The organism is Ruegeria sp. YTSA108, assembly GCF_059610185.1.
Map to the genome: position 1 here is coordinate 85,667 of NZ_JBXWND010000010.1, position 25,100 is coordinate 110,766.

26 protein-coding genes are annotated in these 25,100 nt (G+C 56.7%); 14 read left to right on the forward strand and 12 right to left on the reverse strand.

Annotated elements, in window-relative coordinates:
* Positions 1 to 51: 51 nt before the first annotated feature.
* From hslU to AC2FHW_RS14535, 3 genes are all read left to right on the forward strand, one after another.
* On the forward strand, positions 52 to 1,359 hold the full coding sequence (gene hslU / locus AC2FHW_RS14525; RefSeq protein ID WP_142637444.1) for an ATP-dependent protease ATPase subunit HslU: 1,308 nt from the start codon (positions 52 to 54) through the stop codon (positions 1,357 to 1,359).
* A 97-nt stretch (positions 1,360 to 1,456) separates the two neighbouring features.
* Positions 1,457 to 2,551 (forward strand): alpha/beta hydrolase, encoded by a 1,095-nt coding sequence (locus tag AC2FHW_RS14530; RefSeq protein ID WP_496702921.1) that lies wholly within the window; start codon positions 1,457 to 1,459, stop codon positions 2,549 to 2,551.
* Positions 2,551 to 3,768, forward strand: coding sequence for an MFS transporter (locus tag AC2FHW_RS14535; protein ID WP_271950632.1), 1,218 nt, complete (start codon positions 2,551 to 2,553; stop codon positions 3,766 to 3,768). The genes AC2FHW_RS14530 and AC2FHW_RS14535 overlap by 1 nt, the downstream gene beginning before the upstream one ends.
* Here the strand turns inward: AC2FHW_RS14535 and AC2FHW_RS14540 are convergent.
* Genes AC2FHW_RS14540 through AC2FHW_RS14550 form a run of 3 tightly spaced genes read right to left on the reverse strand, consistent with a single transcriptional unit; the run spans position 3,765 to position 6,042 of the window.
* Positions 3,765 to 4,352 (reverse strand): Smr/MutS family protein, encoded by a 588-nt coding sequence (locus tag AC2FHW_RS14540; RefSeq protein WP_271950630.1) that lies wholly within the window; start codon positions 4,350 to 4,352, stop codon positions 3,765 to 3,767. The two genes, AC2FHW_RS14535 and AC2FHW_RS14540, sit on opposite strands and share 4 nt — an antisense overlap.
* Entirely contained in the window at positions 4,352 to 5,386 is a 1,035-nt protein-coding gene (mltA, locus tag AC2FHW_RS14545; RefSeq protein ID WP_271950628.1) for a murein transglycosylase A, read from the reverse strand. Before mltA ends, AC2FHW_RS14540 begins: the two co-directional genes overlap by 1 nt.
* Positions 5,383 to 6,042, reverse strand: a complete 660-nt coding sequence (locus AC2FHW_RS14550; protein WP_142637434.1) for a Tim44/TimA family putative adaptor protein — start codon at positions 6,040 to 6,042, stop codon at positions 5,383 to 5,385. Before AC2FHW_RS14550 ends, mltA begins: the two co-directional genes overlap by 4 nt.
* A gap of 108 nt (positions 6,043 to 6,150) precedes the next feature.
* On the opposite strand from AC2FHW_RS14550, the gene AC2FHW_RS14555 reads away from it, so the two are divergent.
* Both AC2FHW_RS14555 and secB read left to right on the forward strand, forming a co-directional pair.
* Complete coding sequence (locus AC2FHW_RS14555) at positions 6,151 to 6,651, forward strand: FxsA family protein (RefSeq protein ID WP_142637432.1); 501 nt, start codon at positions 6,151 to 6,153, stop codon at positions 6,649 to 6,651.
* 54 nt (positions 6,652 to 6,705) lie between these two features.
* On the forward strand, positions 6,706 to 7,203 hold the full coding sequence (gene secB, locus AC2FHW_RS14560) for a protein-export chaperone SecB (protein WP_142637430.1): 498 nt from the start codon (positions 6,706 to 6,708) through the stop codon (positions 7,201 to 7,203).
* Positions 7,204 to 7,229: 26 nt separating this feature from the next.
* Here secB and dnaQ read toward each other — a convergent pair whose 3' ends face one another.
* The 4 genes from dnaQ to AC2FHW_RS14580 are packed head-to-tail and all read right to left on the reverse strand — an operon-like array spanning position 7,230 to position 9,964.
* Positions 7,230 to 7,952, reverse strand: a complete 723-nt coding sequence (gene dnaQ, locus AC2FHW_RS14565) for a DNA polymerase III subunit epsilon (protein ID WP_271950625.1) — start codon at positions 7,950 to 7,952, stop codon at positions 7,230 to 7,232.
* Positions 7,945 to 8,538, reverse strand: coding sequence for a dephospho-CoA kinase (coaE, locus tag AC2FHW_RS14570; protein WP_496822123.1), 594 nt, complete (start codon positions 8,536 to 8,538; stop codon positions 7,945 to 7,947). Before coaE ends, dnaQ begins: the two co-directional genes overlap by 8 nt.
* Positions 8,535 to 9,368, reverse strand: coding sequence for a shikimate dehydrogenase (locus tag AC2FHW_RS14575; RefSeq protein ID WP_496692597.1), 834 nt, complete (start codon positions 9,366 to 9,368; stop codon positions 8,535 to 8,537). The genes coaE and AC2FHW_RS14575 overlap by 4 nt, the downstream gene beginning before the upstream one ends.
* A complete protein-coding gene (locus AC2FHW_RS14580) occupies positions 9,365 to 9,964 on the reverse strand; it encodes a Maf family protein (RefSeq protein WP_496822146.1) in 600 nt (199 codons plus the stop codon). Before AC2FHW_RS14580 ends, AC2FHW_RS14575 begins: the two co-directional genes overlap by 4 nt.
* Positions 9,965 to 10,368: 404 nt before the next feature.
* Here AC2FHW_RS14580 and AC2FHW_RS14585 point away from each other — a divergent pair, with 404 nt between their 5' ends.
* The 7 genes from AC2FHW_RS14585 (at position 10,369) to AC2FHW_RS14615 (ending at position 17,736) form a co-directional block, all read left to right on the forward strand.
* A complete protein-coding gene (locus AC2FHW_RS14585) occupies positions 10,369 to 10,818 on the forward strand; it encodes a CopD family protein (protein ID WP_142637422.1) in 450 nt (149 codons plus the stop codon).
* Between the two features lie 124 nt (positions 10,819 to 10,942).
* On the forward strand, positions 10,943 to 12,214 hold the full coding sequence (gene rho, locus AC2FHW_RS14590; RefSeq protein WP_142637421.1) for a transcription termination factor Rho: 1,272 nt from the start codon (positions 10,943 to 10,945) through the stop codon (positions 12,212 to 12,214).
* 31 nt (positions 12,215 to 12,245) lie between these two features.
* On the forward strand, positions 12,246 to 13,532 hold the full coding sequence (gene mnmE, locus AC2FHW_RS14595; protein ID WP_496822125.1) for a tRNA uridine-5-carboxymethylaminomethyl(34) synthesis GTPase MnmE: 1,287 nt from the start codon (positions 12,246 to 12,248) through the stop codon (positions 13,530 to 13,532).
* A gap of 12 nt (positions 13,533 to 13,544) precedes the next feature.
* The gene (gene mnmG / locus AC2FHW_RS14600; protein WP_496702907.1) at positions 13,545 to 15,413 is read left to right on the forward strand and encodes a tRNA uridine-5-carboxymethylaminomethyl(34) synthesis enzyme MnmG; all 1,869 of its coding nucleotides are present in this window, start codon (positions 13,545 to 13,547) and stop codon (positions 15,411 to 15,413) included.
* Positions 15,410 to 16,024: a 16S rRNA (guanine(527)-N(7))-methyltransferase RsmG gene (gene rsmG, locus AC2FHW_RS14605; RefSeq protein ID WP_496703257.1), complete on the forward strand. Its 615-nt coding sequence runs from the start codon at positions 15,410 to 15,412 to the stop codon at positions 16,022 to 16,024. Before mnmG ends, rsmG begins: the two co-directional genes overlap by 4 nt.
* Entirely contained in the window at positions 16,017 to 16,820 is an 804-nt protein-coding gene (locus AC2FHW_RS14610; protein ID WP_142637414.1) for a ParA family protein, read from the forward strand. Before rsmG ends, AC2FHW_RS14610 begins: the two co-directional genes overlap by 8 nt.
* 19 nt (positions 16,821 to 16,839) lie before the next feature.
* Positions 16,840 to 17,736, forward strand: coding sequence for a ParB/RepB/Spo0J family partition protein (locus AC2FHW_RS14615; RefSeq protein ID WP_496822127.1), 897 nt, complete (start codon positions 16,840 to 16,842; stop codon positions 17,734 to 17,736).
* Here the strand turns inward: AC2FHW_RS14615 and AC2FHW_RS14620 are convergent.
* Genes AC2FHW_RS14620 through rph form a run of 4 tightly spaced genes read right to left on the reverse strand, consistent with a single transcriptional unit; the run spans position 17,726 to position 20,551 of the window.
* The gene (locus AC2FHW_RS14620; RefSeq protein WP_142637410.1) at positions 17,726 to 18,079 is read right to left on the reverse strand and encodes a YbaN family protein; all 354 of its coding nucleotides are present in this window, start codon (positions 18,077 to 18,079) and stop codon (positions 17,726 to 17,728) included. The two genes, AC2FHW_RS14615 and AC2FHW_RS14620, sit on opposite strands and share 11 nt — an antisense overlap.
* A gap of 3 nt (positions 18,080 to 18,082) precedes the next feature.
* Complete coding sequence (hemW, locus tag AC2FHW_RS14625) at positions 18,083 to 19,237, reverse strand: radical SAM family heme chaperone HemW (RefSeq protein WP_496822129.1); 1,155 nt, start codon at positions 19,235 to 19,237, stop codon at positions 18,083 to 18,085.
* Positions 19,227 to 19,841: an RdgB/HAM1 family non-canonical purine NTP pyrophosphatase gene (gene rdgB / locus AC2FHW_RS14630; protein WP_142637405.1), complete on the reverse strand. Its 615-nt coding sequence runs from the start codon at positions 19,839 to 19,841 to the stop codon at positions 19,227 to 19,229. The genes hemW and rdgB overlap by 11 nt, the downstream gene beginning before the upstream one ends.
* On the reverse strand, positions 19,838 to 20,551 hold the full coding sequence (gene rph / locus AC2FHW_RS14635; protein ID WP_271950610.1) for a ribonuclease PH: 714 nt from the start codon (positions 20,549 to 20,551) through the stop codon (positions 19,838 to 19,840). The genes rdgB and rph overlap by 4 nt, the downstream gene beginning before the upstream one ends.
* Before the next feature lie 112 nt (positions 20,552 to 20,663).
* Between rph and hrcA the strand changes: the two genes are divergently transcribed.
* Both hrcA and AC2FHW_RS14645 read left to right on the forward strand, forming a co-directional pair.
* Complete coding sequence (hrcA, locus tag AC2FHW_RS14640; RefSeq protein ID WP_271950608.1) at positions 20,664 to 21,728, forward strand: heat-inducible transcriptional repressor HrcA; 1,065 nt, start codon at positions 20,664 to 20,666, stop codon at positions 21,726 to 21,728.
* Between the two features lie 10 nt (positions 21,729 to 21,738).
* Positions 21,739 to 22,302: a nucleotide exchange factor GrpE gene (locus tag AC2FHW_RS14645; RefSeq protein ID WP_142637400.1), complete on the forward strand. Its 564-nt coding sequence runs from the start codon at positions 21,739 to 21,741 to the stop codon at positions 22,300 to 22,302.
* 32 nt (positions 22,303 to 22,334) lie between these two features.
* Here AC2FHW_RS14645 and mutS read toward each other — a convergent pair whose 3' ends face one another.
* Positions 22,335 to 24,947: a DNA mismatch repair protein MutS gene (mutS, locus tag AC2FHW_RS14650; protein ID WP_496678697.1), complete on the reverse strand. Its 2,613-nt coding sequence runs from the start codon at positions 24,945 to 24,947 to the stop codon at positions 22,335 to 22,337.
* Positions 24,948 to 25,100: the final 153 nt, after the last annotated feature.

The window sequence follows — 25,100 nt, forward strand, 5'->3', positions numbered from 1 at the left end:
GGTGATTACCTAGACCGCAGCCAACTTATGCCGACCGAAAGGACTGCCCCCGTGACCGACCTGACCCCGCGCGAGATTGTCTCGGAACTGGATCGCTTTATCATCGGGCAGAAGGATGCCAAGCGTGCAGTCGCCGTGGCGCTGCGTAATCGCTGGCGGCGCAAGCAACTGGCTGATGACATCCGGGATGAGGTTTATCCCAAGAATATCCTGATGATCGGCCCCACCGGCGTTGGCAAGACTGAGATCAGCCGGCGTCTGGCCAAGTTGGCCCGCGCACCCTTCATCAAGGTCGAGGCCACCAAATTCACCGAGGTTGGATATGTTGGCCGCGATGTGGAACAGATCGTGCGTGATCTGGCCGATGCCGCGATCCTGCAGACCCGTGAATTCATGCGTGAGGACGTCAAAGCCAAGGCCCATCAGGCCGCCGAAGACCGGGTGATTACTGCCATTGCCGGGGAAGACGCACGTGAGGGCACCCGCGAGATGTTCCGCAAAAAGCTCAAATCCGGAGAGCTGGACGACACAGTGATCGAGCTGGAACTGACGGATACCTCAAGTCAGATGCCGATGTTCGATATCCCTGGCCAACCCGGCAGTCAGATGGGGATGATGAATTTGGGCGATATTTTCGGCAAGGCCTTTGGCGGGCGCACCGTCAAGAAACGCCTGACCGTCGCCGAAAGCTATGACATGCTGATCGGGGAAGAGGCCGACAAACTGTTGGATGACGAAACCGTAAACCGCGCGGCGCTGGAATCGGTTGAACAGAACGGCATCGTGTTTCTGGACGAGATCGACAAGGTTTGCGCCCGTTCGGACGCACGCGGCGGTGATGTCAGCCGAGAGGGGGTGCAGCGTGACCTGTTGCCTCTGATCGAAGGCACAACCGTCTCCACCAAGCATGGGCCGGTTAAAACCGACCACATTCTTTTCATTGCCTCAGGCGCGTTTCATATTGCCAAACCATCCGACCTGTTGCCGGAACTGCAGGGGCGCCTGCCGATCCGTGTCGAGCTGCGCGCACTGACCGAAGAGGATTTCGTCCGCATCCTGACCGAGACAGACAACGCGCTGACCCGCCAGTACACTGCCTTGATGGGCACCGAGGATGTCACGGTCAGCTTTACCGAGGACGGCATCGCAGCCCTGGCGAAAATCGCAGCGGATGTGAACCAAAGCGTCGAGAATATCGGTGCACGTCGGCTTTACACCGTGATGGAGCGCGTATTCGAGGAATTGTCTTTCACAGCCCCCGATCAGGCCGGTTTGGAAATCACCGTGAATGCACAGTTCGTTGACGACAATCTGGGTGAGCTGACAAAGTCTACGGACCTCAGCCGTTACGTTCTGTAATATCTCCAGCCGGTTTTTGCCGGTCCGTGTCATTGACCCCGCTGGACCTGGGATCAGAATAGAGTAGCGTGTGCGCAAATTCCTTAGGGGGCGACAGGTGCTGCGCTATATTATTTTTGTCCTGACTGCGGCAACGCTAGCCGCATGTGTCGACCGGACCGTATCTCAAACCGTGCCCTCGGCACTGGAGATTGGCACGCCCAAAACCATTTACGCAGCAACCACCCGCGCGCGCGAAGCGGACGGATCCTATGGGTATCGCCGCAGCGATCAGCTGCAGTTTCTCGAGATGACGGTCTCGATTCCACCCAATCACACACCCGGGACATTGGATTTTTCCTATGCCGACCCGGACCCGGAAAATCAGTTCGTGATGGCTGATGAAGACGAGCTTGCTGGACCCCAGGGCCTTGCCTCGCGACTAAGAGGTGTGGACGAGGTTTCGATCTTTATCCACGGCTATAACACGACCCAGTCGGAAACAGTGTTCCGCGCCGCGCAGTTGGAACATGATCTGGAAATACCGGGTGAAACCATGGTCTATTCCTGGCCAAGCCAGGCAACGGGTTATGGCTATGCCTATGACATCGACAGCATGCTGTTCGCCCGTGATGGTCTGGAACAAACTGTTCGCCAGCTGAAATCAATGGGGGTCGATCGGGTTATCCTTGTGGCGCATTCCATGGGCACCGCCCTGACGATGGAGATGATGCGGCAGGCCGAGCTGCGCGAACCGGGCTGGTCGCATCGGAATATCGAAGGGGTTGTTCTGATCGCACCGGATCTGGATGTCGATCTGTTCCGGTCGCAGATGGACAGCATCAAAACGCTGCCTGACCCGTTCATTGTGATGATCTCACGCAAAGACAGGCTGCTGAGTATATCCGCACGCCTGCGCGGTACCGCCAAAAGCGAACGTCTGGGAAATATCAGCTCGGCCGATGCGCTGTCCGAATATAAGATCAGTATTCTGGATACGACCGCCTTCAACAGCGATGCCGGGTCTTCTCATTTTGTGGCCGCAACCTCTCCGGCGCTTCTTGCGATCATCAATTCCGCGCGGCGAGTCAGCAGCACCTTTGGCAGGCAACGCGGAATTGACGTGATCGCCCCCGCCGAGGTCCGCAACCCGACCGGGGCGACCGAGATTGAGCTGACCGAGACCGGGCAGGCCAAGGTCAGCTCTCCGTAATGTCCTTTCACCTGGGGCATTATCTGAAAGCAAATGCCTCATGGCTTGGCGCCGGAGTTCTGCTGACTTTTCTGTCCTGTTTTGGGCAAACGTTCTTCATCTCGATCTTTTCCGGCGAAATTCGTGCGACGTTCGGGTTGAGCCATGGAGCCTGGGGTGGGATCTATTCGCTGGGTACGACCGCATCCGCCATCATCATGATCTGGGCGGGCGGGCTTACGGATATCTTCCGGGTGCGTGTGCTCGGCCCCGCTGTCCTGGCTGGGCTAGCCGTGGCGGCGCTAGCGATGGCGTTGAACCGCTGGCTGATCCTGCTACCGCTGGTGATCTTCCTGTTGCGCCTGTTCGGGCAAGGGATGAGCACCCATCTTGCCTTGGTCGCGATGGCGCGTTGGTTTACCACAACGCGCGGCAAGGCCTTGTCGATCGCCTCGGTCGGATTTGCGGTTGGCGAAGCGCTTTTGCCGGTAATCTTTGTCGCTGCGATGGTGTTTTTGGATTGGCGCCTGCTCTGGATCATCTCGGCAGGTATTTGTGTGGCCGGCATTCCGATTCTGCTGCGCTTGCTTCGGCAAGAGCGCACACCGCAAAGTCTGGCCAGCGAGTACTCAGCAGCAGGTATGCAGGGGCGGCACTGGACACGCACCGACGCTTTGCTGAACCCGTTGTTCTGGTTCATGGCCCCCGCCTTGCTGGGTCCTTCTGCCTTTATCACCGCATTCTTCTTTCATCAGGTCCATCTGGCCGAGGTCAAAGGCTGGCAACATATCGAGTTGGTGGCGCTGTTTCCCGTCTACACAGGTGTTTCCCTGATCTCGATGTTTGTCGCGGGATGGGCACTGGATAAATGGGGAACCGCCCGAATGATGCCCTTCTATCAGGTGCCAATAGCTATCGGCTTCATGTTGGCGGCTGCAAGCACCTCGATTGGGGGTGCGGTTGCTGCATTGGTCTTTCTGGGGCTTACCGTCGGCGCAAACAGCACCTTGCCCAGTGCGTTCTGGGCGGAATTCTATGGAACCCGTCATATTGGCGCGATCAAGGCCATGGCCACTGCGGTCATGGTCCTTGGGTCGGCGATTGGCCCCGGACTGACCGGCGTGTTGATTGATCAGGGGGTTCCTCTGGACACGCAGTTCCTGTGGATCGGCGTCTTCTTCCTGCTGGTTTGTCTGCTGACCTGGATTGGAATCAGCCGCGCCGCACGCACGCTTTAGCGACTGCGACGCAGATAGACGTAATAGGCCCCGTCGCCACCATGGCTGATATGCGCGGGCGTCACCTGCATCACAGCCTGTGCCAAGGGCGGCAGTGACAGCCATTGCGGTACCTGATTACGCAAGACGCCGCGCGGAGTGGGGATGGGGCCGGGCTCGTCCCGATCCTTGCCCTTTCCGGTCACCACCAGAACCAGACGCTTGCCCGAAGCCTGCGCGGTTAGCACAAAGCGCACCAGTGCCGGATAGGCCGTGTCCATCCGCAAGCCATGCAAGTCCAACTTGCCCTCGGGTCGGAGCTTGCCACGTTTCATCCGGGCAAAAGCCTTGCTGTCCATTTGCACCGGGTTGGCGCGTAACCCTTCGGTAACGGATGGTTTCAACACATGCCGTACACCCCTGCCAGCCGCGTTCTGCCCGACTTCAAACGCCTCGATCCGGGGCTTAAAGGTCTTTGTCGGTTTCGGCTTGGGCAATGAGGTGGGGTGCACCGACTGCGGCAGTTCGGGATGCAGGCGATCTGCCTGTTTGGTCACCTTGCGCCACAGATCCATTTCGTCAGGGGTCAATTTGCGGCGCGACATCAGAACTCGTCCGGCAAAAGAGCATATGCGCGCTGAATCGGCAGCAGTACCACCATGCGACCCGGATCTTTCAGGCGCCCCGCTGCAGCCCCTGCGGCATCGCCGGTTCCAAAGAAAATATCAGCCCGTTGCGCGCCCTTGATGGCCGACCCGGTATCCTGAGCGATCATCAGCCTGCGCAAAGGATCCTTGCCGTCCTTTTCGACCCAGACTGGAGCACCCAGCGGTGTGTATGCCGGATCGGCGGCAATGCTGCGCATGGTAGTGACCGAACGGTTCATCGCACCCAGAGGGCCAAATTCCGGTGCAACACGATTCACCTCGCGGAAGAACACATAAGACGGGTTGTGAAACAGCAATTCGGTACCCGCCTCGGGATTCTTGCGGACCCAGGATTTGATCATCTGCGCACTGACCTGATGCGCACCCAGGGCACCGCGCCGGATCAGTTCGGACCCGATCGAACGATAAGGATGCCCATTGGCGCCCCCATAACCGACCCGCAGCGCCCTCCCATCGGGCAACCGGATACGGCCTGAGCCCTGAATCTGCAGAAAGAACAGCTCGACTGGGTCGTCCACCCAGGCGATTTCAAGACCGCGGCCCTGCATGACATCACCGGTCAGCAGATCGCGACGGGATAACCATTTTTCGGCTCCGCGCGCCTCAGGAGGCATTTTATAGATCGGGTATTTATACCGCTCCGATCTGGTTTTGGACCCGTCCAGTTCGGGTTCAAAATAGCCTGTGAACAGGCCATCCTTCCCGTCTTCGACCAGAACGGGACGGAAGAACAGCTCAAAAAATGACCGGGCCGCATCGGGCTTATAGGTGCGCGCCACGCCGCACAATGCCTGCCAGTCCGGATCATCCAGATCACCGCACGTGTTCAGAAAAACCGAAAGGGCCGCCCCGTGATCATCGGCGGCCCAACCATTCAGGTCATCATAGGACAGTATGGATCGTGTCACCTCGGCGCTGGCAGAGGTGGTCATGACAGCCACCAGGAAAAGCGACCGAAACGCTTCAATCATGCGTCCGTGGCAACAAGCAGCCAGTTCGGATCGTCCGAGCCCATAACGCGGGCAAAGGTCCAGCTGTCCTTTTGACGTTTAACCGTGTTTGGGTTGCCCTCGATGATATCGCCACCACGATCCCGCACGGCCGAAGTCAGCTCACCAACAAATTTCATGGTGATTTCGGCCTGGTTGGTATCCTTGTCAAAGCTCACATCTGCCAGTGTGGTTTCGCGCACACCGATAAATTCGGCCTCGATGGTCAGCCCCTGATCCTCGCGCGCGGCAACGACCGAAACAAAGGTTTCAAATACCTCTTCCGACAGGAAGGGCTGGATTTCATCCAGATTGCCCTTTTCGAACCCCATGACGATCATCTCATAAGCGCCGCGAGAGCCCTGAACAAATTCACCCACCGAAAAGCCCGGCTCGATCCGTTTCATAGCGGATAGGGTCTGCGCCTGTTCGCTGTCCTCGGGCACGTGATCGGTAATGTCGTGATCTGGCCCACCCTCAATCACCTCAAAATCACGGCGCGACTTATTGGCTTCGGACTGTTGTTGAAGCGGGGGTTTCTCAAAACCCTCACGTGTACCCAGTACGCTTTTCAGGCGCAGGATCAGGAAAACGGCAATTCCGGCCAGGACCAGCAACTGGATCATTGGTTCGTTCATTTCATCCTCTTGGTCAGACCGCGACTTTGTATACACGGCCTCTTGCCACTATGTAGGTGACAGTTCGGGACAAGTCTACCGCCCGACCTGCAGTAAAGGATAATGCAAATGTACCTGTTCCTGGCTTTTTTACTTGTTCCGATCATCGAAATCGGCCTGTTCATTCAGGTTGGTGGGCTAATCGGACTGTGGCCAACCCTTGCGATCGTGGTTCTAACGGCCGTTCTGGGTACCGCTTTGGTGCGGACACAAGGTCGCATGGCGCTGGAAAACCTGCAACGATCCTTTGCAGAGCTTGACGACCCGACCGAACCTTTGGCCCATGGCGCGATGATCTTGCTGTCTGGTGTCTTGCTGCTGACACCGGGGTTTTTCACCGATGCCGTTGGATTTGCGCTGTTAATCCCTGGCGTCCGGGTCTCTGTATTCCGTTATCTCCGCTCGAAGGTCACAATCACGCAGTTTCAGATGGGCGGCGGGACGCAGTTCAGGACCGGGCCCCAAGCATCGACCCAGGGCGATGTGGTCGACGGTGAATACACCGAGGTTCGTCCCCGTCAGAACCCGTCAAAGCCATCGAAATGGGTCGAAGGGCCGCACCAGCATTGAGGTGCCTCGCCCAACTTGCTAAGCAGTGGCGAATTTCAGTTTCGGAGTAGACCCATGGCCGAAGACGGCGCCCAAGAAAACACCGCGGCCCAGACCGCACCCCAGATCCAGATGCGCGTTCTGGGACAATTCATTCGCGATATGTCCTTTGAAAACGTGATGGCGCAAAAAGGCGTGTCTGGCGATGTCCAGCCCGAGATCGCGGTTCAGGTCAATCTGGACGCCAAAAAGCGCCCGGCTGAGCATCAATACGAGGTGTCGATCAAGCTGAACCTCAAATCCAAAGCCAAGGGCATGGAAGACATCCTGTTCCTGTGCGAGCTGGATTATTGCGGCCTGTTCCATGTGGAAGGTGTCGCCGAAGACCAGCTGCATCCGTTCCTGATGATCGAATGCCCGCGCATGCTGTTCCCGTTCCTGCGCCGCATCGTCAGCGACATCACGCGCGATGGAGGATACCCGCCGGTTAACCTGGACAATATTGATTTTGTCAGCCTGTACCGGAATGAATTGATGCGTCGCCAAGCCGAGACGCAAAAGACTCAGGCCTAATCAGCCCTCCCCGCGCCGGAGTGATCTCAGGCGCGGGACCAAAGGGCGTTTTCGCCCAGTTTATCAATAAATTTCTCATGCGCCGCGCGTTCGTCTTGGGTGATCCGGGACGGCAAGGCATCTTTGCGCGGCGATGGCCGCCACTCTTCTGCTCCGCCAACCGAAGAAGACGCAGAGGTCGACAGCCCGAAATCTGGCTGACGTCCGCCGATCAGCTCAAGATAGACCTCAGCGAGAATTTCAGAGTCGAGCAACGCCCCGTGCAAGACCCGGTTCGAGTTGTCTATGTTGAACCGCCGGCACAACGCATCCAGCGAGGCGGGCGAGCCCGGAAACCGTTTGCGCGCAATCGCCAGCGTATCCAGCGCCTGATCCATCGGGATCGGCGGCAGACCCATCCAGCCCAGCTCGGCATTCAGGAACTTCATGTCGAATGACGCATTGTGGATCACCAGTTTCGAGTCAGCGACAAAATCCCGAAACCCCTGACCAACCTTGGCAAAAACCGGCTTGTCCTTCAGCGTGACCTGACCTTTTTCCACCGGCCGGGGCGGTTCCAGCAGGTCCGGGCCAATGCCATGCACGCCAAACGCCTCTTCGGGCATGAACCGTTGGGGGTTGATATAGACGTGATAGGTCTCGCCCGTGGCCACATGATTCCAAAGCTCAACCGCACCGATTTCCACAATCCGGTCGCCGCTTTCAGGATCAAAGCCTGTGGTTTCTGTATCGAGTACGATCTCACGCATCTGTCAGCCCTGCTCGTATCTGTCTGACCACATCCTGCACTTGCGCGCGGGCGTGGTCCAGACTGTCCGTGACGATCACAAAATCAGACCGCGCGCATTTTTCGTCATTCGGCATCTGCTTGGCTTTGATCTGCTCGAACTGCGCCTCGGTCATGGTACCGCGCGCCATCACGCGGCGTTTCTGCTCGTCAGCCGGGACCGAGACACAGGCGACCGCATCCATCGCCGCATCTCCACCGGTTTCAAAAAGCAGCGGAATATCGAAAACAAGAATATCTGCGGTGGCTTGTTCCCGGAACGCCGCTCGATCCGCCGCCACCAGCGGGTGAACAACGGCCTCAATCGCTTTCAGCGCTGCCGGGTCTGCTGAAATGAGCCGTTTCAATACTTCCCGGCTAACCGCGCCGTCGATAATGGCCTCAGGAAACGCCCTACGCATCGGCTTGATCGCTGTCCCGCCACGCGCGTATAGCCGATGCACGGCGGCATCTGCGTCCCACAACGCACAGCCTTCGTCGACGAACATGCTGGCAGTTGTGCTTTTTCCCATGCCGATAGAACCGGTCAGGCCAAGTGCAAAGCTCATCCCAGCACCGCAGCACGCAAATCAGAAGTGACTTCAGGGCGCACCCCAAACCAGCTTTCAAACCCAGGTACGGCCTGATGCAACAACATGCCAAGGCCATCTACGGGTGTGCATCCCGCCTGTTCTGCTGTTTCCAGCAAGCGTGTCTTAAGTGGCGCATAGACCAGATCGGTGACTATGGCACCGGGCTGTAACCCGTCCAGAGGCACCCGCAGCTCGGGCTGGCCGTGCATCCCAAGCGAACTTGTGTTGACCACAAGTTCCGCATCTTCAACCACGTTGCCCGCTTTCAACCAATCCACCACCGTTATGGTCGTACCAAACTCTTCCTTCAGGCGATCTGCACGTGTGCGCGTCCGATTGGTCAAGAAAATCTCGGGCACACCTGCATCGACCAACGCTTGAAGAACAGCACGCGCGGCGCCTCCGGCACCAAAGACAACCGCGGGACCATCCGCTGGAATCCAATCTGGGGCGCCGCTGCGCAGGTTCTGCATGAACCCGTACCCATCGGTGTTATCCGCATGGATCGAACCGTCGGGCTGAAACACAAGCGTATTAGCAGCCCCGATCTGCTTGGCCCGGTCCGAAGCCGTATCCGCCAGATCCAAGGCCACCTCTTTATGGGGCACTGTGATGTTGGCCCCGACAAATCCGGCTTTGGGCAAAGTTCGTAGAACAGCCTCAAGATCATCCGGTGCGACATCCATGGGGATATAGTGACCGGCCAGGCCATAAGTTTTCAGCCAATGGCCATGCAGTATTGGGGATTTCGAATGGGAAATCGGATGCCCGATCACACCCGCCAGCGGGATCTGCTTGCCACTCATTGATCAATCACCCCTTTGACCGCCAGAAAATTCAACAGCTCCAATAGGGGCATACCCAAAACGTTAAAATAGTCACCGTCAATGGTTGCGAACAGCCGCACGCCTTCTTCCTCAAGCTTATAGGCCCCGACTGCGTGGCGGATGCTGTCCCAGTTGCGCGCAACATAGTCGCGTAGATAGGCGTCCGAACTCATCCTCATCCGCAGGCGCACCTGACCTACATGTCGCCAGATCGGCTCGCCATTCTGATAGATGACGGCTGCGGATAACAGCATATGCCGCTTGCCCCGTATCGCTTTGAGCTGCGCCAGCGCATCCTCGGGCGATTGCGGTTTGGACAAAAGCTGACCTTCGAAATCCAGCACCTGATCACATCCCAGAACCATCGGCCCCGGCACCTTGTCGCTGACCTTGCGGGCTTTCATCTCTGCCAGAGTATCGGCAATATCACGTGGAGATGCCTCTTCGGCCAGCAAAGCCCGTTTGGCGGTCTCTTCGTCCACGCGTGCAGTTTGAACGGCAAACCGCACGCCCGCATTCTCTAGCAACTGCGCACGAATGGATGACCCCGAGGCCAATATGATGGGGACAGAAATGTGGAAAACCCCCTGAGCAAATGGTTGATCGTTCAAGGATGGTTTGTATGGTTTTCCTGTTGACACGCAAGCCCGGTGTTTTCGCGAAAAACTTCTATGAGTCGCCCGAACCCTGTCCAGTCTGGACAAGGATAACTTTGAACATCGGGACAAGCGGGATATCCCAGCTTATTCATCAAGTTATCCCGGGAAGTCTACGCACTATATAATCATAACATATTGTTTTATTGTGGTTTTTTATGAAATTAACAGAATCACCCAGTTCTCGGGTGAAACTATCCACCTGGGGAAAACAGATGGGTAAATAAGTAATCCACGGAATTTGATCTCCCTACAAAGCCATCATCCTTTCTCTTTTCCTATTTTTTTTATAGGGAGAGATCCAAACCACGCCCGGAGCTGGAATGACTGATCTTCTTTTCACCATCTATCCTTGGGTGAAGTCCCTGCACATCATGGCCGTGATCTCTTGGATGGCTGGTTTGTTCTATCTGCCTAGATTGTACGTCTATCACGTAGAAAAAGCCCAAGGCGTTGACGGGGCGCAGGAGATCTTCTTTGAAATGGAAGAAAAGCTGCTGCGGGTGATCATGCGCCCGGCGATGTACGTGGCCTGGGCCTGCGGCCTGATCATGGTATTCACTCCAGGCATAGTCGGCTGGGATTTTGCCTGGCCCTGGGTCAAAGGCGCAGCAGTGATTGCGATGACTTGGTTCCACTACTGGCTGATGGTACGTCGAAAGGACTTCTTAGAGGGCCGAAATACGCTCACTGGGCGGCAGTATCGCATGATGAACGAGGTGCCTACCATTTTGATGGTTATCATCGTTCTGGCGGTCGTTCTGAAGTTCTGAGCAGCTATTTGACTCTTTGTAGGTAAGCGCTTATTTATCGCGTAACACGCCCGTCCGGGCGGCGTATCTTCCGTATTGAAATTCCAGTCCGAGCCGCATCCATGCGGCCAAGGTTCTTATCATCATGTCTAATGAATCCCTCAATCTGGCCGATCTGAAAGCCAAAAGCCCCAAAGACCTTTTGGCGATGGCCGAAGAGCTTGAGATCGAAAACGCCTCGACCATGCGAAAAGGCGAGATGATGTTCCAGATTCTGCGTGAACGCGCAGATGAAGGCTGGACCGTGGGCGGCGATGGCGTACTTGAAGTTCTGCAAGATGGGTTCGGGTTCCTGCGTTCGCCCGAGGCGAACTATTTGCCCGGTCCTGATGATATCTATGTCTCGCCAGAAATGATCCGCCAGCATTCGTTGCGCACCGGTGATACGGTCGAAGGTGATATCAAGGCGCCGGACGAGAACGAACGGTATTTCGCACTGATCAAGGTCACCAAAATCAATTTCGAAGATCCCGAGAAAGCCAGGCATAAAGTTGCTTTCGACAACCTGACACCGCTTTATCCGGATGAGCGCCTGAAGATGGAGGTCGAAGACCCAACCATCAAGGACAAGTCCGCCCGTGTCATCGATCTGGTTTCGCCGATCGGTAAAGGTCAGCGGTCGTTGATTGTGGCACCGCCACGGACCGGTAAGACGGTGATCCTGCAGAATATTGCGAACTCGATCGAAAAGAACCACCCTGAGTGCTATCTGATCGTCCTACTGATCGACGAGCGGCCGGAAGAGGTGACCGACATGCAGCGTTCGGTGAAGGGCGAGGTCGTGTCGTCGACCTTTGACGAACCCGCCACCCGCCACGTTGCCGTATCTGAGATGGTTATCGAAAAAGCCAAGCGTTTGGTCGAGCATAAACGAGATGTTGTTATTCTTCTCGACTCGATCACAAGACTTGGTAGGGCATTTAACACCGTGGTTCCATCCTCGGGTAAGGTTCTGACCGGCGGTGTGGATGCAAACGCTCTGCAACGGCCTAAGCGATTCTTTGGTGCGGCACGGAATATCGAAGAAGGCGGCTCGCTGACCATCATCGCCACTGCGCTGATTGATACCGGCAGCCGGATGGACGAAGTCATCTTCGAAGAATTCAAAGGCACCGGTAACTCGGAAATTGTTCTGGATCGTAAGATCGCAGATAAGCGCGTGTTCCCGGCTATCGACATCCTCAAATCCGGTACGCGGAAAGAGGATTTGCTGGTCGATAAGGGTGATCTGGCCAAGACCTTTGTTCTGCGCCGTATCCTGAACCCGATGGGCACTACCGATGCGATCGAGTTCCTGTTGTCCAAGTTGAAACAGACCAAGACAAATGGCGAGTTCTTCGATTCGATGAACACCTGACACAGGTCCTGGACGCAAGCGAGGCGGTCGAATGGATACGATATTCGCCTTGGCCAGCGCGCAAGGCAAGGCAGGGGTGGCGGTCATCCGTCTCTCGGGCCCCTTGGCGCATCCTGCCGCGGCTGCTCTTTCCGGTGCTGCTTTGCCCTCCCGCGGGATGCGGGTGCGCAGCCTGTATGGCAAAGACGGATCGCGCCTGGATGATGGGGTAGTTCTGACCTTCCAGGCCCCGGCCAGCTTTACTGGCGAAGACGTGGCAGAGCTACAGATTCACGGCAGTACAGCGGCGGTCAACGCCGTCATGCGCTGCCTTGCGGACATGGACGGTTTGCGCCTGGCCGATCCCGGGGAATTCACCCGCCGTGCCTTGGAAAACGGCAAAATGGATTTGACACAGGTCGAGGGCCTTGCCGATCTGATCGACGCTGAGACAGAAGCTCAACGCAAGCAAGCACAGATCATTCTGGCCGGAGAGCTTGGGAATTTGGCTGAACGCTGGCGGCGCGATTTGATTCGCGCCGCATCGCTGCTTGAGGCAGTGATTGATTTTGCCGATGAAGAGGTGCCAACCGATGTTACCCCTGAAGTGCGCCAGTTGATCACAGATGTCATTGCAGATCTACACCGTGAAGCTGAAGGGGTTCGTATTGCGGAACGCATTCGAACCGGGTTCGAGGTTGCGATTGTTGGCTTGCCAAATGCTGGAAAGTCGACATTGCTGAATGCTCTGGCCGGTCGCGAAGCAGCGATCACGTCGGAATATGCCGGCACTACGCGCGATGTGATTGAAGTTCGAATGGACCTTGAGGGACTTCCCGTTACTTTGTTGGATACAGCGGGCTTGCGGGAAACCGACGATCACGTCGAAAGCCTGGGAATTGAGCGGGCCAAAAAGCGCGCCGAGGCCGCCGATCTGCGCGTATTTCTGACTGATGATCCAAAAGAGCTGGGCGTTCAGTTGTTGGAAGGAGATATCCAGGTTCATCCGAAATCCGATCTGAGAAACAGTCCTGATGAGGGAATCTCCGGGAAAACCGGGCAGGGTGTGGATCGGTTGATTTCCAACATATCGCGTGTATTGGGTGATCGTACTACTACCCATGGTATCGCCACGCGTGAAAGGCATCGTATAGCGCTGATCACAGCGCGCGACGCACTTAGTGCTGCAATCGTTGTTCTGGAATCAGGTCCCGACCTGTATGATATTGCAGCCGAGGAACTGAGGACCGCGATCCGCGCTTTGGAAGCTCTGGTTGGCAGAATTGGTGTAGAAGACTTGTTGGATGAAATATTCTCAAGCTTCTGCCTGGGAAAGTAAGGAGTGTTTCACGTGAAACATTCGGATTTTGACGTCGTCGTTATCGGAGCGGGCCACGCCGGAACAGAGGCGGCCCATGCGGCCGCCCGGATGGGTGCGACTACCGCCCTTGTGACTCTGTCGGCCACTGATATCGGCGTAATGTCCTGTAACCCCGCTATTGGGGGCCTCGGCAAAGGGCATCTTGTCCGCGAAATTGACGCGTTGGACGGGGTGATGGGGCGCGTCGCAGACCAGGCGGGAATTCAGTTTCGTTTACTGAACCGCCGTAAAGGCCCCGCTGTGCAGGGGCCCAGAACGCAGGCAGACAGGGCTTTGTACCGAGCTGCGATGCAGCGAGAAACCACGGCACAGCCGAACCTCAGCGTCGTAGTCGGCGAGGTGACAGATTTCCTGGTGAATGGACCTGCTGTTACCGGAATTCGATTGGCGGATGAGTCTGAAATACGGGCCGGCGCTGTGATCCTGACGTCTGGGACATTTTTGCGAGGCGTTATTCACATTGGTGACGTATCGCGCCCTGGCGGACGTATGGGGGATCGTCCCTCGGTAAAGCTGGCCGAGCGTTTGGATAGCCTTAACCTGCCGCTAGGACGCTTGAAAACGGGGACACCACCCCGGCTGGATGGTCGGACGATTGATTGGTCAGGTCTCGAACGTCAGGACGGCGATGATGAACCTACGCTGTTCTCATTCCTTTCGATGGGGGTGGTGGCACCGCAGATTTCTTGCGGGATTACACATACCAATGCCAGAACACATGAGATCATTGAAAAGAACCTTTCCAGATCGGCGATGTATGGGGGGCATATTGACGGTATAGGCCCCAGATATTGCCCTTCGATCGAAGATAAGATTGTGCGGTTTGCGGATAAGGAATCTCATCAGATTTTCCTCGAGCCAGAAGGTGTGAATGATCACACAATCTATCCGAATGGAATTTCTACCTCACTGCCACAGGATGTTCAGGTCGATTATGTCAGATCCATTATGGGGCTGGAAAAGGCAGAGATCCTCCAACCTGGCTACGCCATCGAATATGACTACGTAGATCCTCGCGTTCTTACATCATCACTGTCGTTGCCTGAGGCGCCAGGACTATATCTTGCGGGTCAGATTAACGGTACCACAGGATATGAGGAAGCTGCAGCTCAGGGAATGGTGGCTGGCCTCAATGCTGCCCTTCAGGTCTTGGGTCGGGATCCAATCCATTTCACGCGTTCCGACAGTTATATTGGTGTCATGGTCGATGACCTGACCACTCGCGGAGTGGCGGAACCTTATCGGATGTTTACCTCACGGGCAGAGTTTAGATTGTCTTTGCGCGCCGATAATGCCGACCAACGACTGACGCCTATTGGCCTACGCCTAGGTTGCGTAAGCGAGACACGCCGCAAGCACTTCTCTGAAAAGATGGAGAAGTTGGAGGCTGCGAAAAAGAAGCTCACAGATCATTCCTATACTCCGAAAGAAGTGCGAGAAGCTGGTATCGAGGTCAATCAGGATGGCAATCGCCGCGATGGTATGGCGATTTTGGCCTTTCCTGATGTGAACTTTGAGGACCTTGTTCCCTTGATTCCTGAGTTGCAGGACGTTGATTCAGGCATTCGGCAGCAAGTGGAACGCGATGCGCTGTATGCGAATTATATCGAGCGGCAAAGACGTGATGTCGAAGCGATGAAACGCGATGAAGCCTATGAGATTCCGCGTGATTTTGACTTCTTCGCATTGGATGGGCTGTCGTCAGAGATGAAGCAGAAGTTGTCCAACGCCCGTCCTGAGAATGTAGCGCAGGCAAGCCGGATAGAGGGTGTGACGCCGGCTGCGCTGACTCTGGTGTTGGCCAAGCTTCGCCGCGATCAGAGGGTGCGCAAAGCATGAAGGAAGAGCTGTTTGACGGTCTGAATGTTTCACGTGAAACATATGATCGACTGGCAACATATGTTGCCCTTGTCGAGCGCTGGAACCCGAAAATCAACCTCGTATCGCGCAAAAGCTTGTCCGAAATCTGGACACGGCACATTTTGGATTCCGTTCAGGTTTTTCGATGTGCCGAGAACTTTTCGCATTGGGTTGATATTGGAAGTGGTGGTGGGTTTCCCGGTATGGTCTGTGCAATTATGGCGATCGAAGAAGCGCCAGACGCAAAATTCACCTTTGTTGAAAGCGATCAGCGAAAATCTGCGTTTTTACGCAATGTATCCCGGGAATGTGGCGCAAACTGTAAAGTGGTGGCGAAACGCATTGAAGCGGTGGACCCCCTGAATGCAGATGTTTTGTCTGCCCGCGCCTTGGCAGATCTCGGGGTGTTATTGTCTTTTTGTGACAGACATTTAGGCGATCCTGGCGTCGCTTTGTTGCCGAAAGGTGTAAGCTGGAAAAAAGAGGTACAGGATGCGCAGGAAGAATGGAATTTCACCTGTGATCCGATTACAAGTTTAACAGAACCCCAAGCCGTCATCCTCAAGGTCAAAGGAGTATCACGTGGTTGATCTATCTCGTCCCTCAGGCCCCCGGATCATAGCGGTAGCCAACCAGAAGGGCGGGGTTGGGAAGACGACAACAGCCATAAACTTGGCAGCAGGCCTGGCCGAGGCCGGATGCAGGGTTCTAGTGGTTGATCTGGATCCACAGGGGAATGCTTCAACCGGTTTAGGTGTCGAGGATCGAGATTGGACAACTTATGACCTGATTCTGGATGATGCGCCTTTGGATGCGGTCGTTCAGGACTCGGAGATTGAAGGCATTCTCGTTGTCCCCGCTACGGTAGACCTCAGTTCCGCCGATATCGAACTGATTTCGAACGAAAAACGCAGCTATTTACTGCATGATGCGTTACGCCAGACTGCTATTGATAAGTACGATCTGGATTTCGTCCTGATTGACTGTCCGCCATCGCTGAATCTTCTGACGGTAAACGCGATGGTCGCAGCGCATTCCGTACTGGTGCCATTGCAAAGCGAGTTCTTCGCATTAGAGGGTTTGTCCCAGCTCATGCTGACCATTCGCGAGGTGCGACAGACTGCGAATCCAGACCTCAGAATCGAAGGTGTTGTGCTGACTATGTATGACAACCGCAACAACTTGTCCCGTCAGGTCGAAAAAGACGCACGTGACAATCTGGGTGAGATGGTATTTAAAACCAAAATACCCAGAAATGTACGGGTCAGTGAGGCTCCGTCATACGCGTTGCCGGTTTTGCAATATGACTCGGGGTCTCTGGGCGCGATGGCCTATCGGCATTTGGCCCGGGAAGTCATGCATAAGAACAATAAAACCGCAGTCTGAGCGGTACTAGGAGGACCCTGTGACAGCCAGAAAATCAAAACCAAGAGGGTTGGGTCGCGGGCTTTCGGCGTTGATGGCAGATGTCACACAAGAGCCCCAGGGACGCGTGCCAACTGATTCACGGCGGCCGGACCTGACGATTCCAATCGAAAAGCTTCACGCAAACCCAAATCAGCCGCGCCGCACCTTTGCCCGGGAGCATCTGGATGAGCTTGCCGCTTCGGTCAAAGAGAAGGGGATCATTCAGCCGCTGATCGTCCGCGAGATTGCCGAAGGCGATTATGAAATCGTCGCGGGTGAGCGCCGCTGGCGCGCGGCGCAAATGGCGCAGTTGCATGATATCCCCGTTATCGTTCGCGATTTTGATGACACTGAGGTTCTGGAAGTCGCCATTATCGAAAACATCCAGCGCGCGGATTTGAATGCGGTGGAAGAGGCGGCCGGCTATAAGCAGCTGATGGACCGCTTTGGTCATACGCAAGAAAAGCTGGCTGAAGCATTGGGCAAAAGCCGCAGTCATATTGCCAATTTGCTGCGCCTGTTGTCCCTGCCAATGGATGTACAAACCCTTGTAATAGAAGGAAAATTATCGGCTGGCCATGCACGGACGCTGATCACGGTCGAGAATGCCTCGGACCTTGCAAAGCAAATTGTCAAAGACGGGCTGTCGGTGCGGGCAACGGAAGCGCTGGTGAAGAAGCAACAGCAGGGGGATGCGGCCCGACCGGCACCAAGGTCTCGGGATCTGAATGCGGGTAAAGATGCGGATACCCGGGCGCTGGAGAAGGATCTTTCCGCGATTCTGGCGATGAAAGTGGCGATCAATCACAAAGCGGGCTCGGAAACGGGGCAGGTGGTCCTGACCTATGAGAACCTGGATCAACTGGATGATCTTTGTTCCAAGCTCAGCCGCTAGGGCGGGTCCAGATAAAGAACATCACGCCGCCTAGTACAATCGCCTGGATGATCAGGACATGAGACGGCGCAGACATCATGACCGATAGTCCAAATACGGCGGTGACCGACAGGGTGGCCGCCTTTTTTGCGGCCGGACGAATCGCGCCTGAACTCTGCCAATCGACGATCATTGGGCCAAACAGTCGGTGCGTTATCAGCCAGCTATGCAGCCGTGAAGACGAGCGGGCAAAGAAGAAGGCGGCGAGAAGCAGAAATGGAACCGTTGGTAGTAGGGGAAGCACCACCCCAACAGCGGCCAGCCCGACGCATAACAATCCAAGCCCTGCCCACAGATATTGCATGGTCTATCCCAAAAGTTCGCGGATCACGGCGTTCAAGACGGCCCGACCGTCCGTTGTTGCTATCAGTCTACCATCCAGCATTTGAACCATGCCGATATCCTGAAGATGGCCCAAAGGGTCTTGTGGTAAGGGGTGGCCTGATATTTCCGTATATCTATCTATATCTAGCCCGTCGGAAACTCTAAGACCCATCATAAGGTATTCACTTGCCTGATCTTCACGCGATAATGCGGCGCGTTCTTTCTCTCCGCTACCACAGGAAGCCGCGTCCAACCACCGCTGCGGATTCAGATAGGTTTCAGTCGCATATTTCTGGCCATTCTGGGTGATCCGTCCATGGGCGCCGGGGCCAATGCCGACATAGTCACCATAGCGCCAATAGATCAGATTGTGCTGTGATTCCGCTCCGGGGCGGGCGTGGTTCGATACCTCATAGGCGGGCAGACCATGAGCCTCGCAGATCTTTTGCGTGGCCAGATACATATCGGCGGCGCTATCATCCAAGGGCAGGCCGCGTAGCTTGCCCACGGCATAGCGATCACCAAAGGCGGTTCCGTCTTCTATGGTCAGTTGGTACAGCGACAGGTGATCGACCGCCATCGACAGGGCTTCGGTCAACTCTGCGCGCCAGGCATCAAGGGTTTGATGTTGCCGCGCATAGATCAGGTCAAAGCTGACCCGTTCAAAACAATGACGGGCTATGTCATAAGCAGCCCGCGCTTCGGCCACGCTGTGAATGCGGCCCAACCGGCGCAGATCGTCATCATTCAGCGCCTGAACCCCCATTGAGATACGGTTGACGCCTGCTTCCCGGTAGGCTGCGAACCGTCCCGCCTCGACCGAGCTGGGATTGGCTTCAAGTGTGATTTCCATGTCATTGGCGGGGTGCCAAAGGGCGCGGGCGGTATCAATCACTGCGGCGACGGTTTCGGGATCCATCAGAGACGGGGTGCCGCCGCCAAAGAAGATGGTGTTCAGGACACGGTTGGGGGTTTCGGAAGCGCTACGGCGCAGCTCGACCAGATATGCATCAAGCCATTGTTTTTGATCAATATTTTTTGAAACATGGCTGTTGAAATCGCAATAGGGGCATTTGGCCTCGCAAAAGGGCCAATGCACATACAGGCCAAAGCCCCCATTGCGCCAATCATCCGCCAAAACAGCCTTTCACGAACATCTCAACCGCGCGACCGCGATGGCTGATCTTGTTCTTTTCCCAGCGATCCATCTCGGCAAAGGTAATGCCATGACCCTCGGGCACAAACATTGGATCATAACCAAAGCCGTCCGCACCACGAATGGGCCAGACCAAGTGACCGGGGGCGATGCCTTCGAACACCTCGTCATGCCCGTCGGGCCAGGCCAGCACCAGAGTGCATCGGAATTGCGCGGTGCGGGGGTGCGGGGCGTTCTTGGCCTCCAGCTCTTCATGCGCGCGGGTCATCGCCATCAGGAAATCGCGGCCATTGCCGGTTTCTGCCCAATCGGCGGTATAGACGCCCGGAGCGCCATTCAGCGCGTCGACGGTGATCCCGGAATCGTCCGACAGCGCAGGCAGGCCGGTCGCGTTGGCCGCGGCATGGGCCTTGATCCGGGCATTGCCGACGAATGTATCCTCGGTCTCTTCCGGTTCAGGCAGGTCCATGTCAGCGGCGCCGATAACAGTGACGCCAAAGGGTTCAAGCAGATGTGCCATCTCCTCAAGCTTGCCTTTGTTATGCGTGGCCACCAGCAACCTGTCGCCGTCGAACTTGCGGGTCATGCGGTGGCGGCCTTTTGCGCAGCAGCCAGTTCACTAACGCCCTGTTCAGCCAGATCCATTAGTTGATCCATCTGAACGCGGCTAAAGACCGAGCCCTCCGCGCTCATTTGAACTTCGATCAATTTGCCGGACCCGGTCATGATAAAGTTGCCGTCCACGCCGGCTTCGCTGTCTTCGGGGTAATCCAGATCCAGCACCGATTGACCGGCGTAAATACCGCAGGACACGGCCGCAACCGGGTCAACCAGCGGGTCCGAGATCACGTCCCCGGCCTTCATCAGCTTGTTCACCGCCAGCCGCAGTGCAACCCAGCCACCGGTGATCGAGGCACATCGGGTGCCACCATCGGCCTGGATCACATCGCAGTCGACGGTGATCTGGCGTTCACCCAGGGCAACCCGATCAACACCTGCACGCAGGGCACGGCCGATCAAACGCTGGATTTCCACGGTACGACCACCCTGCTTACCGCTGGCAGCCTCGCGCCGCATCCGTGTATTGGTCGCACGGGGCAGCATGCCGTATTCAGCGGTAACCCAGCCCAGGCCCGAACCCTTGATGAACGGTGGCACGCGATCTTCGATCGTGGCAGTGCACAACACATGGGTATCGCCCATCTTAATCAGGCAGGAACCTTCGGCATGTTTGGTAAATCCCGTTTCGATTGAAACGGCGCGCATTTCGTTTAGATCACGTCCTGAGGGTCGCATGGGAATTCCTTTGTTTGCTGGTTTGGGGATACCGCCCCGCAGCGTCAGGATGCAACCCTGATTGACCTTTCGCCTACCTGCTATTTAATGGCCATCCAGCAGAGGATTGCCGATGAGTGACGCAAGCAAAGTTCTGAACGAGATGAATGACCGGTCGCGCGAGGTGTTTCGGCTGATTGTCGAAAGCTATCTGGATAGCGGTGAGCCTGTCGGCAGCCGTACCCTGACGCGCACTTTATCGGAAAAAGTCAGTGCGGCGACGGTTCGCAATGTGATGCAGGATCTTGAGTTTCTGGGCCTGCTCGACAGCCCGCATGTCAGTGCGGGGCGGATTCCGACGCAACACGGGTTACGGATGTTCGTGGACGGATTGCTGGAGGTCGGTGATCTGGGCGCGGATGACCGGCAGAAGCTGGACGACACACTGGGCGCTAACTCGGGGGATGTCGGCGGGATGCTTGACCGTGTCGGTGCGGCCTTGTCACACGTGACACAAGGGGCCTCACTGGTTTTGACGCCGAAACACGAAGCGGAAATCAAACATATCGAATTTGTGTCGCTTGGGCATGACAGGGCCCTGGTGGTTTTGGTCTTTTCCGACGGTCAGGTGGAAAACCGGCTGTTCAAGCCGCCACCCGGGCAAACGCCCAGCTCGATGCGGGAAGCGGCGAATTTTCTGAACGCCCTGATCGAGGGCCGCACAATCAGCGAGGCTCGCCGTCAGATGCTGACCCAGATCGATGCGCGGAAACAGGAAATTGACGTGCTGGCCCGTGAAATGGTCGACAGCGGCATGGCCGCATGGGACGGGGATGATGGCGACTCGGCTCGTTTGATCGTCCGAGGGCGGGCGAATCTGCTGGGTGAACGTGGCGAAGCAGATGAGTTGGAGCGCATTCGCACCCTGTTTGACGACCTCGAACGCAAGCGCGACATCGCCGAATTTCTGGAATTGACCGAAGAAGGCGAAGGTGTGCGCATTTTTATCGGGTCTGAGAACAAACTTTTCTCACTTTCGGGTTCCTCTTTGGTGGTGTCTCCATATATGAACGCTGATCGTAAGATAATCGGTGCGGTTGGGGTCATCGGGCCCACACGTCTGAATTATGGACGGATCGTGCCGATCGTGGATTATACGGCGCAACTGGTCGGCAAACTGATATCCGACCGGAGCTAGAGGGTAAGAGATGGCAGAGCCCAAGAACGAAGATTTTCTGGACGATATCGCAACGGCCGAGGCCGAAGAGCTGGCAGATGAATTTGCTGAGATCAGCGAAGAAGCGCTGGAGCTGGATGAGCTGCGCGCCGAGCGCGACGACTACAAAGACAAATTCATGCGTGCATTGGCCGATGCGGAAAACGCGCGCAAGCGCGGCGACAAGGCACGGCGCGATGCCGAACAGTATGGCGGCTCGAAACTGGCCCGTGACATGCTGCCGGTCTATGACAATATGAAACGCGCGCTTGAGGCCGCAACCGACGAGCAGAAAGAGGTCGCAGGCGCTTTGCTGGAAGGTGTTGAACTGACCATGCGCGCGCTGAAGGACGTGTTTCAGAAACACGGGATTCAGGTGATCACGCCAGAAGTTGGCGATCGGTTTGACCCCAATGTGCATGAGGCGATGTTCGAGGCCCCCGTGCCCGGAACACGCGCCGGTGACATCATCCAGGTATCTGCAGAAGGCTTTATGCTGTACGACCGGCTCTTGCGCCCCGCGCAGGTGGGCGTGTCGTCCACGCCGGCAAGCTAAGCGCTTAAGATATCATTCAATTATTGAGGCGGTCAGGATCTGGCCGCCCCTTTCAATTTATAGATCAGGTCCAATGCCTCGCGCGGGCTTAGCTCATCCGGCAAGATCTCACCCAACATATCCGCAACGGGTGAAGCTTTTGGGGGAGGCGGTGGCGGCGGGGCAGCCGAGAACAGCGGCAGATCGTCGATCAAAGCCTTTTGCTTGCCGCCTTCGCGTTCGGTTTTCTCCAGCTGGTCCAGCACAACGCGGGCACGTTCGACAACGGATGCCGGCAGGCCAGCCAGTTGCGCCACCTGGACACCATAGGACCGGTCTGCGGCGCCTTTGTGAACCTCGTGCAAAAAGATCACTTCGCCCTCCCATTCCTTGACCGCAACGGTGGCGTTGTCGACACCTTCCAGATTTCCGGCCAGCGCGGTCAGCTCGTGATAATGCGTTGCAAACAGCGCGCGACATTTATTGGCGGCGTGCAGATGTTCGAGCGTGGCCCAGGCGATGGAAAGCCCGTCATAGGTGGCCGTCCCGCGTCCGATTTCATCCAGAATGACCAGCGCATGATCGTCGGCTTGATTGAGGATGGCGGCGGTTTCGACCATTTCAACCATAAAGGTCGACCGACCCCTGGCCAGATCGTCAGATGCCCCGACACGGCTGAACAGCTGGCTGACTACACCGATATAGGCTTGTTCGGCTGGAACATAGCTGCCCATCTGTGCAAGCAGGGCGATCAGCGCATTCTGCCGCAGGAAGGTTGATTTACCCGCCATGTTGGGGCCGGTCAGCAACCAGATTGCAGCACCATCTTCGGCGCTGAGATCACAATCATTGGCGATAAACGCGTCACCGCTTTGTTGGCGCAGCGCATGTTCAACAACCGGATGCCGCCCGCCCTGTATATCAAAGGCACGAGAGGCATCGACCTGCGGGCGACACCAGTTCTCGCCCCGTGCCAGATCGGCCAGCGCAGTGGTTAGGTCCAGTTCTGCCAGCCCGCGCGCGGCTTGGTTCAGCTGCGCAGCACGGGTAAGAATCTCATCAGAAAGCCTTTGATAGAGCCGCTTTTCGATCTCCAAAGCATGATTTCCGGCGTTCAGGATACGGGTTTCGATCTCGGACAGTTCTACTGTCGTGAACCGCACCTGATTGGCCGTGGTTTGCCGGTGGATATAGGTTTCGGAGTACGGCGGGTTCAACATCTTTTCGGCATGGGTTGCCGTGGTTTCAATGAAATAGCCCAGCACGTTGTTATGCTTGATCTTCAGTGAGGTGATGCCCGTGTGCTCGGAGTATTTCTTCTGAAACCCGGCGATGACCGAGCGGCCTTCGTCCCGCAGGGTGCGCGCCTCATCCAGTTCCGCGTCATAGCCGGGGGCAATGAAGCCGCCGTCGCGCGCCATCAGAGGCGGCTCGGCCACAAGCGCCTCATCCAGCAGGGTCAGCAGATCATCAAACCCTGTCAGGTTTTGCACCGCAGTGGCCAGCAATACCGGCAGATCTCCGGCATTGCACAGTTCGGCTATGGTTGCAGCCTGCGCCAGCCCGTTGCGGATGGCGGCCAGATCGCGAGGACCGCCGCGTTCCAGCGACAGGCGCGACAAGGCGCGGTCCAAATCGGGGGTTTTGCGCAAGGCATCGCGCAGATCTTGGGCGATCAGGCTGTCATCGGCTGCAAAACTTACCGCATCCAACCGCCCGTGGATCACATCCAGATTGCGCGAGGGGCTGGACAGGCGCTGTTCCAACAACCGCGCGCCGCCCGGCGTGACTGTACGGTCAACCACCGACAAAAGCGATCCGGCGCGCCCGCCAGACAGCGACCGGGTCAGCTCCAGATTGCGGCGCGTTGCGGCGTCGATCTGCACCACGCGGTCCTCGGATTCTTTCAGCGGCGTTTGCAGCAGGGGCAATTTGCCTTTTTGCGTGATCTCCAAATAGTCAATCAATGCGCCCATAGCGGACACTTCGGCCCGGCCAAAATTTCCAAACGCTTCCAGCGCGCCCACGTGAAACAAAGCGCAGATGCGCTTTTCAGCCGCCGTGCTGTCGAAACTGGCGCGGCCAATGGGCGTCAGCGAGATGCCCAGATCGCGGGCAGGTTCGTGCAGGACCTGTTCGGCCCCGTCCGCCACGATCAGCTCCGACGGGGCCAGCCGGGCCAGTTCAGGGCTTAGGCGCACAGAGGTCAAAGGCATCACGTGAAACGCCCCGGTTGAGATATCGGCCCAGGCAAGCGCCGCTTCATCCCTCACCTCGGCATAACAGGCCAGAAAGTTGTGGCGGCGCGCCTCTAGCAGCGCGTCCTCGGTCAGTGTTCCGGGTGTCACCAGCCGGACAACACCGCGCTTTACAACTGATTTAGAGCCTCTCTTCTTTGCCTCAACCGGGCTTTCCATCTGTTCGCAAACGGCCACGCGAAAGCCTTTTCGGATCAGCGTCAGCAGGTACCCTTCGGCGGCATGGACCGGCACACCGCACATCGGAATGTCGGCGTCGTTGTGCTTGCCGCGTTTGGTCAGGGCGATGTCCAGCGCCTCGGCGGCGTTGACGGCATCCTCGAAAAACATCTCGTAGAAATCGCCCATCCGGTAAAACAGAAGGGCGTCGGCATGGGCCTCTTTGATTTCGAGATATTGCGCCATCATCGGCGTGACTGTGGACAAGGTTGATCCCTTTTGACGGCGTTCGGTCGCGACCTTACAAATCCGCCATCTGGTGCGAAAGGCAAAAGTATTCTCGTTGAGGCGCGCGCGTGCCTGCGCTATGAGGCAGAAGCCCCGTAGTTGCAGAGAAACGAC

Excerpts from the sequence above, each read along its gene's own strand:
- rph (WP_271950610.1), bottom strand. The coding sequence starts at position 20,551 with ATGCGACCCTCAGGACGTGATCTAAACGAAATGCGCGCCGTTTCAATC.
- AC2FHW_RS14550 (WP_142637434.1), bottom strand. The coding sequence starts at position 6,042 with ATGAACGAACCAATGATCCAGTTGCTGGTCCTGGCCGGAATTGCCGTT.
- rho (WP_142637421.1), top strand. The coding sequence starts at position 10,943 with ATGTCTAATGAATCCCTCAATCTGGCCGATCTGAAAGCCAAAAGCCCC.
- AC2FHW_RS14535 (WP_271950632.1), top strand. The coding sequence starts at position 2,551 with ATGTCCTTTCACCTGGGGCATTATCTGAAAGCAAATGCCTCATGGCTT.
- AC2FHW_RS14555 (WP_142637432.1), top strand. The coding sequence starts at position 6,151 with ATGTACCTGTTCCTGGCTTTTTTACTTGTTCCGATCATCGAAATCGGC.
- AC2FHW_RS14645 (WP_142637400.1), top strand. The coding sequence starts at position 21,739 with ATGGCAGAGCCCAAGAACGAAGATTTTCTGGACGATATCGCAACGGCC.
- mnmE (WP_496822125.1), top strand. The coding sequence starts at position 12,246 with ATGGATACGATATTCGCCTTGGCCAGCGCGCAAGGCAAGGCAGGGGTG.
- secB (WP_142637430.1), top strand. The coding sequence starts at position 6,706 with ATGGCCGAAGACGGCGCCCAAGAAAACACCGCGGCCCAGACCGCACCC.
- rsmG (WP_496703257.1), top strand. The coding sequence starts at position 15,410 with ATGAAGGAAGAGCTGTTTGACGGTCTGAATGTTTCACGTGAAACATAT.
- mutS (WP_496678697.1), bottom strand. The coding sequence starts at position 24,947 with ATGATGGCGCAATATCTCGAAATCAAAGAGGCCCATGCCGACGCCCTT.
- AC2FHW_RS14540 (WP_271950630.1), bottom strand. The coding sequence starts at position 4,352 with ATGTCGCGCCGCAAATTGACCCCTGACGAAATGGATCTGTGGCGCAAG.
- AC2FHW_RS14575 (WP_496692597.1), bottom strand. The coding sequence starts at position 9,368 with ATGAGTGGCAAGCAGATCCCGCTGGCGGGTGTGATCGGGCATCCGATT.
- coaE (WP_496822123.1), bottom strand. The coding sequence starts at position 8,538 with ATGAGCTTTGCACTTGGCCTGACCGGTTCTATCGGCATGGGAAAAAGC.
- dnaQ (WP_271950625.1), bottom strand. The coding sequence starts at position 7,952 with ATGCGTGAGATCGTACTCGATACAGAAACCACAGGCTTTGATCCTGAA.
- AC2FHW_RS14620 (WP_142637410.1), bottom strand. The coding sequence starts at position 18,079 with ATGCAATATCTGTGGGCAGGGCTTGGATTGTTATGCGTCGGGCTGGCC.
- AC2FHW_RS14585 (WP_142637422.1), top strand. The coding sequence starts at position 10,369 with ATGACTGATCTTCTTTTCACCATCTATCCTTGGGTGAAGTCCCTGCAC.
- rdgB (WP_142637405.1), bottom strand. The coding sequence starts at position 19,841 with ATGACCCGCAAGTTCGACGGCGACAGGTTGCTGGTGGCCACGCATAAC.
- hrcA (WP_271950608.1), top strand. The coding sequence starts at position 20,664 with ATGAGTGACGCAAGCAAAGTTCTGAACGAGATGAATGACCGGTCGCGC.
- mltA (WP_271950628.1), bottom strand. The coding sequence starts at position 5,386 with ATGATTGAAGCGTTTCGGTCGCTTTTCCTGGTGGCTGTCATGACCACC.